Source organism: Massilioclostridium coli (assembly GCF_900095865.1).
Lineage (GTDB): Bacteria > Bacillota > Clostridia > Oscillospirales > Ruminococcaceae > Massilioclostridium > Massilioclostridium facile.
The window spans coordinates 1383588-1401586 of record NZ_FMIZ01000007.1; the positions used below are offsets into that span (position 1 = coordinate 1383588).

A 17999-nucleotide genomic window follows, 5' to 3' on the forward strand; every position below is an offset into this window, starting at 1 on the left:
GATGATTGCAAAAGCATGATAAGTTAATTTTTATTATATTTCAACAATTCTTTGATATCATCCTTTATTAAAAATTGATACCTTTTCTTAGTTGATAAACCACTATCTTTTTCCGAACAAAAAATCTCCAACCTTATATAAAAAGGTTGGAGATTTTCAATATTATTGTAACAAGAACATTACCCAAAATAAATTATCTTTTTTTACGGGTGAACAACAGAGCTGCTCCTGCTAATGTAATTGCTGCTAATCCTGCAATTGGAGCAAAATCGCCTGTTTTCGCTGCGTTTGCTTTTGGTGTGGTAGATTCCTGTCCAGTTTGAGTAGCTGTATCATCAGTGGACGGTGTTGTTTCTTCTGGAACTCTTCCATCTACTGCTACTAACTGATCCATTGCAGCTTGTACGTTTGTTACTGCTGCATCTACTTCCTCTTGAGTTGCGTTTTCATCTGCCATTACGTCATTTGCTTCTGCTACTGCTGCTGTCAATACTGCGTAGCTTTCTGCTGTATACGCAGATGCGTCTTTACCATTCGCTTCTGCCAATACAGATTCTAAGATCGATTTATCTGCTTTATATCTCAGATTCAGCATTGCGTTCAACAGGTTAGTTTCTGCTGTTTCGATTTCTGCCTGCATTGCGTTGTCTTTGTCTGCAAGGATTGCCTGTGCTGTTGCCAATGCTTCTTTAAATTCTGCTTGGCCTGCTTCTACATAGTCATTCATGTCATAACCTTCTGCCAATGCTACTAGAGTTTCTAAGGAAGTGATATCCCCTTTCACAAAGCCTAGTTTATGGATTTCGGTCATCAATGTTTTCCATGCCGCGTCTACTTCTTCCTGAGTTGCTGCTGGATCTGCTGCAACTGCTTTGGCTGCATCCAATGCTGCATTGAAAGTTTTCTGCACATCCGCAATGACATTATTGAATTCATCAGATGCTTTTTGTTGTTCTGCATAGTCAATAACAGTGTTTAAAATATCTTTATCCGCTACTTCGTATTCGGAATCTACGAAAGGAACGATTACTGCCTGGCTTGGTCCATATGGTAAGTATTTTGTCTGTCTCATTTCACCCCACCAGTTTCTTCCACCGCCAGGTTTAATTGCGCCACGGGAAAGTTGAACATTTCCTAATGGAGAACTATATTCAATATGGATCGTATTTTCACCGTCTACCAGGTATTCACTGATATCCGCTACTGGGTCTGTAGAACTGATACCACCTGTGTATTGTTCTGTTCCTTCATATCCTTCAATTACAGATTGTGGAACTTTGGTTGGGTTCGTACTTACATCTCCGCCAACTTTCTGTCCATTAATCCATACTTTCATGCTGGAATAGAATTCATCGCCAAAGTCGATATATGCACCATCAGCGGAACTGCTATCCCAATTAAATTTCGCATCATAATACCCAATACCGGATACGCTTTCCCCTACTTCAGGAATATTATTCCATGTGGTCAGTTCATCCAGTTTTACATTGATATCTGTCTTATCAGTGTCAACTTTAGTATTTACTGTGTGTACATCACCAATCGTTTCTTCACTGCGGAGTACATTTTCGGATGGTGTCCAAGATTCTACTGTTACATCCCAGTTAGTAATTGGGTAGGATTCTGGTACGTTGATTTCTTCTGTTACTGTTCTGCCACTGCTCAGTTCAGTAGTATAAGTGCCGCTTTGAGTTGCTCGTACTGCTACACCATTTTCTGTTCCATATGCCATATCTGCGTTGGTTGAAGTTGCGTGGAATGATTCCTCGGTTACTGGTTCAAACGCATATAGAGCGATATCATCATAGTCCAAATCGATTGGGAATACAGTCTGACCATCTTCATAATAGTAATTACCAATTTCAGTTACTTCACCTGTCCAGGAATCGATGGTATATGGGATATACATGCCATCCATCCGGATTTCTGTCTTGATGTTGGTTCCATGGTCTTCTGTTTTTACTTCATCAATGAAGCTGTTTTCATGGTAATCGTTGGAGCAGTAATTATAAGCATACAAATAACGGCTACCATCTTCTGCTTCACGGGTTTGGGTCAATAACTGATGGTTTGCCCCATTAAATTCAGCGTATGGACGGATGCCCATTTCCTGCATTGCATCGTACAGACCATCGTCATAGCCTTCCGCTACTTTGTCAAAGTAATCAAAGTCTTCAGAAGCATCGTAAATTTCTACATCTTTTACATTTGGCAGGGCTCTCATCTGTTCCATAATGGAAGCCAATTCTTCGTCCTTACCATCATTAAAGGTAGTGCGTTCCGCAGCCCCTTCCATAATAAAGACTGGCAGGCCTTTTTGTGCCCATTCATAGATTAATTTCGCACCGTCAACATCTAACCAATCCTGGTAAAGAACAAGGGATTTATAACCTGCTGGTTCTACTGTCTTGGTGTTTTCATCAAAATAAACACCTTCTGCTTTGAGTATATCAGGGCTGAGATAATCATAGGTATAGCCGTTATCCTGCAGTTCAGTAGAACGGTAGTAAACGCCTTGATGAGCCATCATGTACTGCATACCAGTGAGGCCATCTCCAGATTCTCCACCAAATCTTACACCTTGGTTCCAGTTGTTGTGGATAAAGCCAACATCGGTTCTGGAATTACCGGTTTGTAACATCTGCTGGATACGTCCCAGATGAGCATTAAATTCATCAAAATCTTTGTAGGAAGGTTCACGGGTTCCCCAACGGTCAAAACCGGAACCCCAACCTGGCCATGCAGCGTTTTCACCATAGGTATAGCCTGCGCTCCAAATATGCCAAATCAAACGTTGGAAACCGGAAGCATACATGGTATAAGCATCTTCCAAACGAAGCTGTTGTGGGGTATAATAGGTGCTGAGTTCTGTCCCTGTTTCACTGGAAAGAACTTTATCCAACAGATGGTTGCCAGCACTATGTAATCTTAAAATATCAACCTGGTTGTATTGGTTAAAGCTCTCTGCTTCTGGATAATCCACGTACATCGCTGGTTCTGTAATTTCAAATGACCGACCATAGGAAATCTGGGCACGTGTTTCAATTCCTACAGAATTTAACCATTCTTTTAATGGTTGTAGCATATTTTCACAATACAATTGTGTCAATACATCTACCCAGTCGTTGATAATTTTTTCCCGGGTGTCCTTATCGTTTTCTAAGTCATGAGTACCCTCTGCTGGTGGATAATATGGATCATGTACTGCTTGTACCTGTGGCAAGCCATCTACTAAGAACAGGTACGGCATGATATCATAGCCTTTGCGGTTGATAAATTCTTGCCGGATATCTTCTGTCCACCAGGTAATACCACCGTCAGGATTCAACTCAATGGAGTCCATAAACAGCTGTACATCGCCCTCTTTGATCTTCTCGTTCAATTCTGGGTCATTTAGATAATGCTCTTCCCAGAACGAACGTAAAGCGTCAACCCCTCTGGTATCAAAGTAGTTGGTTGCGTAGCAAGTTTCCGCCGCTGGGGAAGCTGTTTTGTAGTTCCCATGGGTCCAGTATCCAAATACCACATAATCAGAATCCGCTGGAGCTGTCCAGTTGATTGCCTGGTCATAAACAGTTGCGCCTTCTACTGCTGTTACCTGATTACTTAAGTCAATCATAGAACCTGGTTCTACAACATAGCTTTCTCCATCCGTACTAGCAAGTTTCCCTGCATATGCGGCAACAAATTTCCCTTTGTTGCTTTCTCTCTGGGTAGATGGTTTTGGCAATGCGGTAATGCTTTCCCCTGCTTTGACTACCTGGGATCCCATTGCCACAACTTGGCTTGCTTCCTGGCTATCTGGATCCAACCCTGGTACGTTTGAGGTTGACCAGTTGGTACCAGAAGTTAAGCTCAATGTCATGCCCAGATCCAGGATTTTGTTCATCATCAGTTTCCACTTGTGGGACCACATCTCGGAACCATATGCGTAGGTGTCATCCGGTGCGTTTCCATCCGACTGCATACATAGCTCTACGCCACGGAACCCTGCGTCATACAATGCCTGGATTTCTTCCAGCAGCGCTTCATCTGTATTGGATGCTTCCCCGATCCACCAGCGCACTTCTGTACTGTACACCCTATCTGGATCGGTATACTGGGATTCCAGTTTACTGGCAAAATCCGCTGTGCCAGCAACATTGTCGCCAATCGCGCTAACAGCAGATGCCGCTACTGTAGAAAGCATGGTAGCAGCCAGCAATACGCCAAGGGCTTTTTTTGCTTTGTTTTTTAACTTCATCGTTTTTCCTCCTTTAGAAATGGATGGTTTGTAAAGAGGACAAAATTCGGATTGCTTTCATGATGGCTTTACAACAAAAAATCTTACTAAAAATAGAATGGTTTTTTAGCCAATTACGCCAAACATGCTGCCCAACTATAACTATAGCAATCACTTTATTTTTCCACTATACAAAGAAAATGATAACCCTATTATATTTTAATGATATAACAGGAAACTCCGACAAAATATATAAAATATATTTTGTGTTTGCAATTAATACTATAACATTTATCCATTTTTGCTACAATGGGCATTTATGAACTAAATACTGGTAATTTTTTGTCCTTTGCTATCTTTCTTCTCTTACAAAGCTTGACAAGTCCTTCCAGACACGGTACTATTTAATATGAAAACAATTGAGAAGAAAGGGCATTCGTATGGAAAAAAAGGAAAAAATCTATTCAATCAATGAATATATTAAAATCCATCGTGATAAAGAAAAAAAGTTTGATAAGTCTAGAAGGCCAAAATTAGAAGAGTATATTGTAGAGACTGTCAACAAATATGGATTTTGGGTTGTTCATTCTTATTATAAAGATACAATAGAAATCTCTCTACATAAACTTCCTTCTGAATTTGACCAAAGAGGATATCTGCACCGTCATGATTATTATGAATTAGTTTATATCTATCAGGGTGGTAATGTAAATTTATTTGAAAATAAACGGATTGAAATGAAACAAGGAGATATTTTGCTGCTTAATCCAAATACTTTGCATTGCCCATATACACTAAATGATCAAGATTGTATGTTTAATATAAAGATACCGATCCCTATCTTAGAAAACTCCATGTTGACATTGCTTTCTGACAACCACCTTTTTTCTAATTTTATTATTGACTATATGTATCAGATTAATAAAGCAAACGATTATTTGTATTTTCCTTATGATCCAGAAAGTAAAATTGCTATTATTATGGAGACCATCATTATGGAATATATTAATAAAAATGTTTGTTTTCAAAAGGTAATCGAATCCATGCTAATTTACTTATTTGCTGAGCTTACTAGGATGTATTATAAAAATAACGCGAATACCATAAATGGTGAACAAAAAAACCGTACAGTAGCAGATATTATTGCATATATGAATCAACATTCTTCTACCGCAACATTGGATTCCATTGCAGAAAAATTTGGTTACTCCCCCAGCTATGTTTCTCGCATGATCAAAAAGCATACAAACAAAAATTATGTGGAAATTATAAAAGAATTTAAGTTAAATAAGGCAAAGCAATACCTTGAATCCAACGATCTTCCTATCTCAGAAATTATATCATTGGTAGGATTTAATGATGCAAGTTATTTTTATAAACTTTTTAAATCCAAATTTTTGTTATCCCCTGCAGAATATCGCAAACAATATAAAGGAGAGAACGCTACTAAGAACTCATAATTACTAATGTGGTTTTCCATTCAAAAGTTATTTATTTACCTTTTATTTAATTTACACATACAGAAAAAACAAAGCATCTCCAACTTTCATTGAAAGCTGGAGATGTTTTTTTATAATAAATAAATGAAATTTACAATCATCTATCTTTTTTACGGGCAAATAATAATGCTGTTCCTGCTAATGTGATTGTTGCCAAGCCTGCAATTGGAACAACATCGCCTGTTTTCGCTGCATTCGCTTTGGTAGTTGTCATTTCCTGCCCTGTTTGGGTAGCATTTTCTTCTGTAGATGGTATTTCTTTTATACCTTCTACTGCTACTAAGCTATCCATTGCACTCTGTACATTAGTTACTGCTGCGTCTACCTCTTTCTGGCTTGCGTTTTCATTTCCCAGTACCACTTTTGCTTCATTTACTGCTCCTGTCAGTGCTGCGTAACTTTCTGTTGTATATGCAGATGCATCAATCTTATTTGCCTCTACTATTACTTCTTCCAGAATACTTTTATCCGCTTTAAACCGCAAGTTCAACATTGCGTTTAACAAATCATCCGCTACTTCATTGATTTCTGCCTGCATCGCGTCGCCATTCTTGTATACTGTTTGTGCTGTTTCCAGTGTTGCGGTGAATTCCGCTTTGCCTGCTTCTACATAACGGTCTAATTCTCCATTGATTTCTTCCGCCGCTGCGATTAAGCTTGCTAATTCTGTTTTATCTCCTGCGATAAAGCCTAATTTGTGGATTTCATTCAGCAGTGTCTTCCATGCTTCATCCACTTCGTCTTGAGTTGCTGCTGCGTTTGCTGCTACTGTTTTGGCGTTTTCCAATGCTGTATCAAAGGATTTTTGTACCGATTCAATGGCATTGTCATATTCCCCGCTTTCTTTGGCAGCTTCTGCGTATGTAATCACAGAATTCAAAATATCTTTATCCGCTGTTTCTTTTATTTCTACACAGGCATATGGTCTTACGTTAACAACGCCTTCATTTCCTAATAATCCAGATATTTTTTCTGCTTTGTTATTCACTGCATTGTATAATGTAGATGCTACTTCTATTTCAATTGTATTTTCTCCAGATTTTACATATGGTCCAATATCTACTACAGTATCCAGTTGGTTTGGAAATGGTACTTTCGTCCCATTTACTGTTACAGTGAAACTGTCCTCTACATCGCCTAAATCTATAGTAGCACCATATCCTTCTGCCCAGCCTTTTTCCAGATTGAATGTTGTCGTATAGGTTCCAACACCAGAAACTGTTTCAATTCCTGCGATTTCACTCCAGGATTTTAACTGGTCTAATTGAATGGTTTCTGATTCTTTCCACACGGAGTCATAATAGGAGGTGCTACCGTTTTCTGGCGCAGTTACATAATTTACTTTCAGGTTCCAGTTCTCAATTGGTAAACTTTCCTGCACATTTGGCGCTGTTCCCTTTACAATTCCATTGTTTAATTGGAATTGATATTCTCCTGGCTCTATGGATTTGAATATCAAATTTCCGTCTACATATTCTAGATTTCCAGACTGGGTTTGGGAAGATTCCACATAGGTATTCATTGGCTGGATTCCATTTTGAATTGCGGTTTGGTCGTCTAAAATAGCAATCATCATTTCCTCGTCGCCTTTAAAATCTAAAGTAAGATTTACTTTGCCATTTTCTAATTTATATTCTGCAATCGGGGTGATTTCACCTGTCCAGGCGTTTAGCAAATATGGTTTTCCTTCTCCTTCCAAAGAAATATTAAGCGTTCTATCTACAAAATATTTTTCCTTATTAATATTAGGATAAGAAGCATCTGTTTCACCAAACATTTCACTACCTTGTTCATATGGGACTTTGTTGTAATTATAGAGATAATAATAATCTATATTTTCATCCGTTGTGTGCATAGACAGTACATCGGCTGGAGTTTCATAATCCGCATCTGGCTGAACCCCTAATTGTTCTAATGCCTGCGGTACCTGATCATAGTTGTCCACATGAATGACATTTTGGTTGTTTAATATTTGTTGTATTGTCTGTTGTAACTTTTCGTCGCTGTTTCCAGATAATACATCCTCATAATACATTTCCTGGGATGGAGTCTCCCCTACAAATACTAGTTTGAATCCCTGTTCTACCATGGAAAGCAATTTTTCTGCTGTTTCTTCCGGCATCCCTTTCTGGTTATGAATGACCATTGCTTTATAAGCTGGACCTTCTTCATCCAGACATCCATTGATGATCGTAGCATTTTCCAAATCCAACAAAGTAGGAGAAACAAATTCATAGCTATATCCATAACTGTTTAGTATGCCATCATCTGGATAGATATAGCTTCCATCTCCACCAACCCCATCATTTAAATATTCATTTCGGTAAACGGCTATATCCATTTTTGTAGTTTTTTGTAAAATATAATTATGACGTCCCATATAGTTAAGATAATAAGAAGCTTGTTCAGGGGAAGTAATGCAATTCCATACATTAGAAACCATTCCGCTTCCTAGTGAAAATGCAGGCCATTTATTTCCTGGAACATTCCCATTTTCATTTCCAGGGCCATAATAATTTCCAGCATATCCGGCACCATGCAATGTTTGCATATTAACACCACCGGCCCAACTGCGTTTGAGCCACCACATTAAATCCTCCCAGGTTTGTCCATAACCATTTATGAACTCGGCGGCACCTTCAAAAGAATACTGTGGCTTATCCCCCATATGCACGGCTGCTGACATAGTACGAAGATTATCAATTGATCTTCTGCCTAAAGCTTCTCCCTCTGGAATTCCAGTATATAATGCAGCAGATTCCACCTCAAATGGTTTGTTATATCCCACTTGATAACGCAAGTTTAAGCCATATTTTTCTGCCATCTGCTGCATTGGTTTTAAATGGTATTCATTATAACAATAACTGACTACATCTAAATAATCATTTCTTACTTGCTCAGTCAAACTATCATCGCTAAATTGATAACCTGCAATATTGGTAACCGGATAAGTTCCTGTCTGACCGATTACAGGAAGATATGGTCTGATATCATAGCCTTTTTGTTGATAGAAAATATCCTCAAATCCTCTTGTCCACTCCATCGCTACATCATATTCTAGAGAATCACAGAAAATAGAATCTACTACATCCAAATAGTCTTTGATTTCTGGAATCAGATTGTTTTCCCAAAAATCAATTGCTGCCTGCGCTCCCGCTAATCCAATATGATCAATGACATAATCCCCATTGGTTTTTTGTGTTGCTGGTTGTTCAAAAAAACTAAATAATACCCAGTCTCCATCATCCGGAGCAGTAAAGGTGATCGTACTGTTTGCTTGATTTTCCCAATCTAATACAACCTGGTCAGTCAAATCTATCCTACTGTTAAAATCAATCGTTTTATCCGCTGTTTTTCGATAAGCTAAAACCGCGTTTAATTTAGGTGTGCCTTCTTGCCGAATAGTAGTCCGTTCTGGAACAATTCCCTGATATGTCGTTCCCCCCGCAACATCTACTACTCCATAGGTCATCTCATATAACGCCGCTTCATCATCGGCGCTAGAGATATTCGGCATTGCAATTGGCCATGCTGGTCCATTGGTAAAGTCAACTGTTATTCCGCATTCCTTTGCGGTTTGAAGGATAATCTTCATCATATGGTTCCAATTATCCGTACCCCATATATTCTCTTCTCCAATACTGTCAGATACCGTTATCGCAACTACTTCAACGCATCCATACCCCATATCCGCAAGATTTTTAATATCTTGCTTTAGATCTTCCTCCTCCATGGCGGCCTGTGGAACCCAATAACGAATTCTGGATTTTGCCTCTTTGGGAACATTTTTAAATTCATTCGATAATGTATTGGTTCCACTTGAATCTGTTTGCGCCAATGCAGTCATAGAATATGATCCTACACTGACTGCTATGAGAGCGGCCAACATACAAGCAACCACTTTATGTTTTCTAGTTCGTTTCATTTTATTTCCTCCTTGAACTCAAATGATATCTAAAGTATAAAAAATTTTTTTATTTTATGGTAGATAGATTTTTGCCTATTTATATATACTTTTTTGCTTTTTATTGTTATAATAAATGAAATATAAAATAATATTTTATATAAGTTTGATAAACACATGGGAATGGAGTTATCATGCAAAACTTTAATCAAATCATAAATCAATATCTACTTAATATAGCAGATTTTATTAAAAAAGTTGGGATAAAAAATATCCTTAAATATAATAATTTACCAGTTAAAAGTAAGCAAGGATTGGAATATGTTGTTTACACAGAAGATCAGCAGAATAATATTATTGTTTCTCCTGACCTACATCGTCCTAAAGTACTTTCTCCTAATGGTAAATTATTGTATCATTGCCATGAATATTTTGAGTTAATCTATGTGTATCAGGGAAGCTGCCAATGTTTTTTAGATGGGATAGAACATACTTTTTATCAAAATCAGCTGTGCATTATGAACACGGACACCTTGCATACCATGTATGTTTATCCTAATTCTGTTATTTTAAATATTTTGATAAGCACAAAATTATTTGATGAAATTTTTGTTCAGCTAATGAGTGAAAACGACAGTTTTTTAGGATTTTTCTTAGATTCTATCTATAACCGAAAAAACAAATCCAAATTTTACATTTTTGATATTTTAACCGATACGGATTGTGAATTTTATTTAAGAAAACTGATTGTGGAATGTGTCCAAAACCCGGATAAAAAACAACAGGTAAAAAAAGCGAATTTCATCTGTTTACTATATGAGCTGGCGGAACAATACCAAGATTTTCTTACACAAACGTCACCTGATAAAAATTTAGAATTTTCCAGTTTAATAGAGTATATTTCACAACATTATAAAACTGTAACTTTACAAGACATGTCAAATCATTTCCATTATACGACAACATCTATGAGTAAATATATTAAAAAACAGACTGGACGGACTTTTTCAGATATTTTACGGAGTATCCGATTGAAAAATTCCTACTATCTACTATCCTATACGAATCTTTCGATTGAGGAAATTGCAGATAAACTAGGCTACCATGAACGAAGCTATTTTGAAAAAATTTTTAAACAATATTGCGACATTACCCCTGCAGAATATCGAAAGAAACATACTACGTTAAAAAAATTTAATACCATATAATCTTCAGCCATATTTTTCTCTATTTAATTGTAACAATTATAATCTCTCATATAAAAAACACCAGCCTTTCTAATAGAAAAGCTGGTGTTTTTTATATGAAAGAAAAGAGAAAAAGAAATTTACAATTGATTATTTTTTCTTACGGGTGATCCACAGTGCTATGCCTGCCAGACTGATCGCTGCCAATCCTGCAATTGGTGCGAAGTCGCCTGTTTTCGCCGCATTTGCTTTTGGTGTTGTAGATTCCTGTCCTGTCTGTGTTCCATTGTCTTCGGTTGGAGTTTCTGCAGGTGTTCCATCTACTGCTATCAAGTTATCCATTGCTGTTTGTACTCTTGTTACTGCTGCATCTACTTCTTCCTGGGTTGCGTTTTCGTTGCTGTATACATTGCTTGCTTCTACTACTGCTGCTTGTAATGCTGCATAGCTTTCTGCTGTGTATACGTTCGCGTCCACTTTGCTTGCTTCTGCAAGGACTTCTTCCAGGATAGACTTATCTGCTTTGTATCTCAGGTTCAGCATTGCATTTAACAGATTGTCTGCTGCTTCATTTACTTCTGCCTGCATGGCATCGCCATCTTCATATACCGCTACTGCTGCTTCCAAAGCTGTAGTAAATTCCGCTTTGCCTGCTTCTACATAACGGTCAAGTTCTGCATTGATTTCATTTGCTGCTTCAATCAAGGATGCCAGTTCTGTTTTATCTCCTGCTACAAATCCTAATTTATGGATTTCATTCAGCAGTATTTTCCATGCTTGATCAATTTCTTCTTGACTTGCATTTTCATTTTTCGCTACTGCTTTTGCATTTTCCAAAGCAGCATCAAAGGATTTCTGTACGCTTTCAATGGCATTATCATATTCCCCGCTTTCTTTGACATCCTCTGCGTATGTAATCACAGAATTTAAAATGCCTTTATCCGCTGTTTCACCTACTACATATCCATCCGTAATGTTTGCTAATAGTTTGCCATCTTTCAGTTCAAAGTTGTAACCGCCTGATTCCAGGTTGAATTTTGCTGCCATTTGACCATTATGTTCTTCCATGCCTATATAGGTAACTCCATCCACTGCTGCAAAATTCGCTACTGCCTCTTCGCTTACTGGCAAGTATAAGGTAGCATTAGTATTGGCTGGTATGACTGCTTCATAGTTGCTCAGGCTACCGTCTGTTGCAACCCAATTGGAAACAATATTGCCGTAATAACTGTTGTAAGACCCGTTCACAAAATCAATTCTGCCAGAAGCATCAATGGTTGGCTGTAAAATAATATGTTTAAATCCAACACCTTCCCCTTGGTCAGTATCAATGCCAGCCATATACTGGTACATCCATTCTACACATGCTCCATAGGAATAATGGTTAAAAGAGTTCATAGAAGAATCCCCAAAACTATTGTCTTTGGAGTAGGAATTCCATCTTTCCCAAATTGTTGTTGCACCATTTTTTACTTCATATAACCAGGATGGCATTTCATCCTGCAATAACAAATCATAGGTAGTATCCACACAACCCGCATCTGTCAAGGCGGGAAGAATTACATTTACACCTAAGAAGCCGATTGCCAAGGTATCTTCCCCTTGTCCTTTCCGGATGGAACCGCCTTTATTGGCGATATCAGTTAAGAGGTTCTGCACCATGGTCGCTTTTTGTTCTTCCGTATGATACAATCCTAATTTTAAAGCCCATAAAATAGATGCCTGGGAGTTATCTACATAAGTAGAATCGTGCATATCGGTAGTACCTAAAACGCCATCTGCGGAAGAGGACAGCACATTGCCATCAGCAGTAATATATTTTTCAATGGCAGCAGCTTTTTCTGTATTGTAAAGTTCCGTATATTTTTCTACCATTGTGTCGTCTTCAATAATCTCTGCCATTTGTTTCATCAAATCAGCGGTATAAATACGGTACATGGTGTTCATATAAGCCACAGCGGTTGCCTGGAAGTTCAGCCAATCCCCAAACATGGATTTTCCATAGCCTTTTTCCGCTACTGCATCCATATAAGCATCCATAGAAGGATAGCTATTTTTAATATAGGAAATATCACCGGTTTTCTGGTACAAAGTCCAAGGAACGATTACCCCTACATCGCTCCAACCGGAAGCTAGCTGCTTGGAGATTCCTCCACCCATGCCACCCCAGGTTGGTATGATTGCGCCAAATACATCATCATTGCCTGCTGCCTGGTCGTTTGCCATAGTAACATAATTTTGCAAAAAGGATGCCACATCAAAATTATAGGTTGCTGTGCCAGCGAACACCTGGGCATCTCCAGACCACCCATAGCGTTCGTCACGCTGTGGGCAATCCGTTGGCAACCATAAATAGTTTCCTCTTTGGCTCCACAAAACATTGCTATATAATTGATTGATTGCACTATCAGAAGTTTCAATATAACCAGTCTGGCCATTTAAAGAGTTGATCACCTTGCCAGATATATTATGGATAGTCACTTCCGAATCAGCCGTGATGCCAACATATCGAAATCCCTGAAAGGTTATGGATGGTTTCCAGGTTTCTTCTGCATCTCCTTTTAAGGTATAGGAATCCATTGCCGCCACACCTCGTAACGAAGCTTGATACAGGCTTCCTTTTGGGCCGTCGCTGCCGCCTGTTTCCATTTCGGGGTTTAAATTTCCATCATTCAGCATCTCTGCATGCTGCACTTGGATGGTTGTCCCCTCCGCACCAGAAATTGTCAGTTCTGATACACCCACCATGTTTTGGCCTAAGTCTAGGATTAAAGTTTCTCCAGGCAACAATGTAATATCGTCATTGACGTCTACAGGATATTCTACTACATTACCGGTTGCATATTCTGAGGTTCCCCCTTCAGATATCGGTTTTTGGATTTCATCTTCCCGATATTTATAGCAATCTTCCCCACCAATTGGCCGCTGCGTCAAATTCTCATGAATATAAGCGTAGTTTGCTGTGTTTGCCGCACATACTGCTCCAGTGTATTCCCCTGCTATTACCGCGTCCCAATTATCTTCCGTAAATCCAGGTTGATTCCAGCCTGCTACAGTTTCTTCCAGACGTGCGTCGTAGTGTTCCCCCTGGTAAAAATCATTAAATATAATTGGCCCATTGTCATAGGATTTCCAATCAGCTGGATTCGTCGTAATGACTTCTGTTGTTCCATCCTCATAGGTAATGGACAGCTTTGCCAACAAAGCAAGTTCGCTGGCGTCATCTTCTCCGATTACTCCTGTATAATAACTCTGTGCAATTTCACCTGCGTACCATCCTTTTCCCATCTGAACCCCTAATGCCACGGCATCACCAGTGATATATTGGGTAACGTCATAGGTTTGATAGTTCACATAGCTGTTGTAGTCAGTCCAGCCCGGATTTAACGTGTCATCAATTATATTGCCGTCTACATCCTGCCTCATAACTTCCTGTCCATTCAGATACGCGTTGTAAACCCCTAAAGAAGCTATATACAACTGCGCATCCGCAACTTTACCCTTTAAAGATTTTTCCGTCCTTAGCATAGGTGCTCCGCTTTCCTGTTTAGATGGTATAATCCACTGCGCGCCATCCCAATTGCCATATAAGCCGGTTGTAAAATAGCTGGTATCAGAGGTATTACTTACACCAGTTTCATCCCATACGGTAACATTCCATTGGTATTTGCTTTCCGGTTTTAGTTCCTGCGCTGTTCCTGTAGAACCATATCGCACCGAAATAGAACAATCATCTTTTTGCTTTCCACTATCCCAGACAATCTTTCCACCCATGTCTTTTACCACAATCTGGTATGCGGTTTGTTTTGCCCCAATCAGATTGGAATCCATCTTCCATCCAAAGCGTGGTTGCTCTACTTCTAACCCCTCCGCCAATTCTTGGAATTCTGTTGTCAAGCTACCAATCGTCATCGTATTGGACGATACTGCGGCAACAGGCATAGCTGATGTAACAATGCTTGCCACCATTGCTGTACTTAATAGCGCAGCAACTAACGAATACTTTTTCTTCATAAATTACTTCCTCCTCAATTTAAGTATCTAGTTGTCTACTGACTACTCTACTATATCAAATATTTTGACAGTTTCCTATATCAATTGAAGTACTGTTTGTATCCTTTGATGTTCTATATCAACAGAAATTATTTTACTTCACAATTAAGATATGGTATAATTGTTAAAAACGAAATCAAGACATGGGAGGGTTCTTATGGACTTATCCGCATATTACGAAAAAGAAGCAGAAAAATTTTTGCGCTTTTTACGGCAGCACGAAAAACAATGGCAGGCAGAACGTCCAAATTCTCTAGAAAAGAGGACGTTAAGCGACCGGTATTTTTTTGGCAACCATCAAACTAGTTTTTGGATTATGCCCCATCCACGGGACCAATATGGAAAATTTCATTCCCATTGTTTTATTGAGATGGTTTATGTCCATCATGGCAGTTGTACCAACTGGGTTCAAATTGGACAAAAGCAATGCTCTATTCCTTTAAAACAAGGGGATATTTGTATTTTGAATACCAATGCGATTCATGTCATCCGGGATAATAAACCTGAAAATATCATTTTTAACATTATGATACAACAATCTTTTATTGATAGTATCAACATGAAATTAATTACCAACCATCAGTTGGATTATGAGCTGTTTTTAAAAGCGATGCAGAATAAGCAAAAGCTGGACCAATATCTTGTATTTCACAATGAGTCAGATTTCCAATGTGAAACAATCATCCAGAATTTAATTTACGAATTTTATGAGGCCAACGAATGCCGTGATATTATGCTCAACCATCTGTTTACCTGTTTGATGGTATGTCTGGTACGGAATTTCAGTCAACAAATTCATACTGAAGAAGAACTGAATAGTCAGGATATATCCCATCTGATCCAATATATTTCCGATCATTGCGATTGTATTACTATTGCTTCTTTAGCAGAAAAATTCAACTATCATCCCAGTTACCTCTCAAAATTAATCAAGAAACAAACCGGTGTCAGCTTTTCTGAGATTTTATTAGATGCCCGGTTAAAACGGGCAAAAAGTTTTTTGGAAGATACCGATCTTTCTATCTCAGACATTATTGAAGAATTAGGCTATTCCAATCGCACTTATTTTAATAAACAATTTAAAAAACGCTATCAATTAACGCCATATCAATATCGAAAACACCATCAAAATTAGCAGATTATTAAATTTAGGTTTGTTTTTTCTCCATATCCTGATTAATTGAGGTTTTGTCGTTTTTTATTTGTTATTACTAACAAGAACCCCATTTTAATTTATCTATTGTTAAATTTTCATTAAAAATTTATAATATTTTAAATAGCTGAAAAAATACTATATATAAAATATAATTATTTTTAATTATATTTTCTGTAATAATATATCTTTACTATGATGAGTTCCCTTTCTCCTGTCATGATGACAGGTACCACCTTCCATCACTTGGACACAGCTATCCTGTCCAATGGAAGGTGGTTTTTTCTTATCTATTTTAAGGTGAATAATAGGCTATTTTCCTTTTAAAGTATCCGTGGAACAAAGAATTGTTTCTTCGAATTGATGAATCAAAATATTTTTTATAACTCTATGGTCTATTTTGGACTACTCAATAAATTTGGATATTGCTTTTTTATCATTTTTTGCATGATATAGATTGAGTCTTTCTAAAAAATTAATTATTTCTATTTTTAATAAATATCCCCCGGCATAGCCGGGGGTTTTACAGATGCGCCTGTAAGGCTCTGTTACTAGCAGCGCCCCCAGGCGCTTTTTACGTCCTGACACCTGCGAATGGATTGTTACTTGCTACCCGTAAACGGGTCCATGTATTCTTTCAATGTTAGTTGGTCATGTAATTGGTCTTCTTTCAGCTGATTTTGTATATACTCTGCTATCTTTTTCTTATTCTTCCCTACTGTATCTACATAGTATCCCCTGTACCAAAAGCTTCGGTTCCCATATTTATACTTTAAATTTCCATGTCTTTCGTGTATCAATATACTGCTTTTTCCCTTCAAATATCCCATGAATCCTGATACACTTTCTTTTGGTGGTATTTCTACCAGCATGTGTATGTGATTTGGGCACACTTCCGCCTCTATTATCGTTATCCCTTTCCATTCGCACAATTCCCTTAATATTTTCCCCACTTCTACTCTGTGCTCTCCATAGAAAATTTGCCTTCTGTATTTTGGCGCAAAGACTATGTGATATTTGCAATTCCATGTTGTGTGTGCTAAACTTTTATTGTCATTCATCTCGAATGTCCTCCTTTTGGTTTTTTGTGCAGTTGTCAGGCCGCACTTATATTTTACCAAAAGGAGTTTTTTTGCATACTCACCGCTAAAGCTTTTGGGAACCCCTGACACAGTCGGGGGTTTTCTTATACAAAAAAGCAGATAAAAATTGCTTTTTATCTGCTTACTATTATCTTTCTATTCTGTTGTGAAGGTTCGAACCCTTCTAGTCCGTATTTTTTACGAAAAGATATCTACGGAGCGTGTCACCTAAAAATCCTCTAGAAAAATGAAAAAAAGCCCGAAATCTCGGGCTTTTTTCAGGCGATATCTATTTTGTTCGCCACACATGGCTGGGGTGGAAGGATTTGAACCCTCGGAATGCCAGAGCCAGAATCTGGTGCCTTACCACTTGGCGACACCCCAATATAAGAAGCCTTACAAATGTAAGGCTTTGGCTGGACTGGCTGGATTCGAACCAGCGGGATGACGGAGTCAAAGTCCGTTGCCTTACCACTTGGCGACAGTCCAATAAAGATTTGTAACTGGAAGAACTTCTTCCAGTTACAATTTAGTGGGGTGGAATATGGGATTCGAACCCATGGTCTCCAGTGCCACAAACTGGCGCTTTAACCAACTAAGCTAAATCCACCATAACTAATGGTGCGCCAATCAGGATTCGAACCTGAGGCCTACTGCTTAGAAGGCAGTTGCTCTATCCAACTGAGCTATTGGCGCGTATGTAACAAATGTTACATAATGGAGCGGGTGATGGGAATCGAACCCACACAACCAGCTTGGAAGGCTGGGATTCTACCATTGAACTACACCCGCAAGTTGTAATCCTCATCAGCGACGAATATTATTATACCAGACTGTTTTTGATTTGTCAACAGTTTTTTTGATTTTTTTCGCAAAAAAATTCAGACAACATTATTTTG

The 17999-nt window shown here is 38.3% G+C and carries 7 protein-coding genes and 5 tRNA genes; 3 read left to right on the forward strand and 9 right to left on the reverse strand.

The features are described from left to right. Positions 1 to 193 precede the first annotated feature (193 nt). Complete coding sequence (locus BQ2683_RS11435) at positions 194 to 4243, reverse strand: glycosyl hydrolase (RefSeq protein ID WP_069989159.1); 4050 nt, start codon at positions 4241 to 4243, stop codon at positions 194 to 196. A gap of 419 nt (positions 4244 to 4662) precedes the next feature. Here BQ2683_RS11435 and BQ2683_RS11440 point away from each other — a divergent pair, with 419 nt between their 5' ends. After that, positions 4663 to 5682 carry an AraC family transcriptional regulator gene (locus BQ2683_RS11440; RefSeq protein ID WP_069989160.1) on the forward strand — a complete coding sequence of 340 codons (1020 nt, stop codon included), beginning with the start codon at positions 4663 to 4665 and terminating at the stop codon, positions 5680 to 5682. Between the two features lie 136 nt (positions 5683 to 5818). On the opposite strand, the gene BQ2683_RS11445 is transcribed toward BQ2683_RS11440, so the two are convergent. Then, positions 5819 to 9646: a glycosyl hydrolase gene (locus BQ2683_RS11445; protein WP_069989161.1), complete on the reverse strand. Its 3828-nt coding sequence runs from the start codon at positions 9644 to 9646 to the stop codon at positions 5819 to 5821. A 173-nt stretch (positions 9647 to 9819) separates the two neighbouring features. Here BQ2683_RS11445 and BQ2683_RS11450 point away from each other — a divergent pair, with 173 nt between their 5' ends. Continuing rightward, on the forward strand, positions 9820 to 10833 hold the full coding sequence (locus BQ2683_RS11450; protein WP_069989162.1) for an AraC family transcriptional regulator: 1014 nt from the start codon (positions 9820 to 9822) through the stop codon (positions 10831 to 10833). 129 nt (positions 10834 to 10962) lie between these two features. Here BQ2683_RS11450 and BQ2683_RS11455 read toward each other — a convergent pair whose 3' ends face one another. After that, a complete protein-coding gene (locus BQ2683_RS11455; protein ID WP_069989163.1) occupies positions 10963 to 14826 on the reverse strand; it encodes a family 78 glycoside hydrolase catalytic domain in 3864 nt (1287 codons plus the stop codon). A 196-nt stretch (positions 14827 to 15022) separates the two neighbouring features. On the opposite strand from BQ2683_RS11455, the gene BQ2683_RS11460 reads away from it, so the two are divergent. Then, positions 15023 to 16000: an AraC family transcriptional regulator gene (locus tag BQ2683_RS11460; protein WP_069989164.1), complete on the forward strand. Its 978-nt coding sequence runs from the start codon at positions 15023 to 15025 to the stop codon at positions 15998 to 16000. 620 nt (positions 16001 to 16620) lie between these two features. Here BQ2683_RS11460 and tnpA read toward each other — a convergent pair. From tnpA to BQ2683_RS11490, 6 genes are all read right to left on the reverse strand, one after another. Next, positions 16621 to 17079 (reverse strand): IS200/IS605 family transposase, encoded by a 459-nt coding sequence (gene tnpA / locus BQ2683_RS11465; RefSeq protein WP_069989165.1) that lies wholly within the window; start codon positions 17077 to 17079, stop codon positions 16621 to 16623. Between the two features lie 329 nt (positions 17080 to 17408). After that, positions 17409 to 17484: transfer RNA gene (locus tag BQ2683_RS11470), tRNA-Gln, on the reverse strand. 29 nt (positions 17485 to 17513) lie between these two features. Next, a tRNA-Gln gene (locus BQ2683_RS11475) sits at positions 17514 to 17589 on the reverse strand. Between the two features lie 44 nt (positions 17590 to 17633). Then, positions 17634 to 17710 (reverse strand) — tRNA-His (locus BQ2683_RS11480). Between the two features lie 9 nt (positions 17711 to 17719). Next, positions 17720 to 17796: transfer RNA gene (locus tag BQ2683_RS11485), tRNA-Arg, on the reverse strand. Positions 17797 to 17818: 22 nt separating this feature from the next. Beyond that, a tRNA-Gly gene (locus BQ2683_RS11490) sits at positions 17819 to 17892 on the reverse strand. Positions 17893 to 17999: the final 107 nt, after the last annotated feature.

Excerpts from the sequence above, each read along its gene's own strand:
- tnpA (WP_069989165.1), bottom strand. The coding sequence starts at position 17,079 with ATGAATGACAATAAAAGTTTAGCACACACAACATGGAATTGCAAATAT.
- BQ2683_RS11440 (WP_069989160.1), top strand. The coding sequence starts at position 4,663 with ATGGAAAAAAAGGAAAAAATCTATTCAATCAATGAATATATTAAAATC.
- BQ2683_RS11455 (WP_069989163.1), bottom strand. The coding sequence starts at position 14,826 with ATGAAGAAAAAGTATTCGTTAGTTGCTGCGCTATTAAGTACAGCAATG.
- BQ2683_RS11450 (WP_069989162.1), top strand. The coding sequence starts at position 9,820 with ATGCAAAACTTTAATCAAATCATAAATCAATATCTACTTAATATAGCA.
- BQ2683_RS11460 (WP_069989164.1), top strand. The coding sequence starts at position 15,023 with ATGGACTTATCCGCATATTACGAAAAAGAAGCAGAAAAATTTTTGCGC.
- BQ2683_RS11435 (WP_069989159.1), bottom strand. The coding sequence starts at position 4,243 with ATGAAGTTAAAAAACAAAGCAAAAAAAGCCCTTGGCGTATTGCTGGCT.
- BQ2683_RS11445 (WP_069989161.1), bottom strand. The coding sequence starts at position 9,646 with ATGAAACGAACTAGAAAACATAAAGTGGTTGCTTGTATGTTGGCCGCT.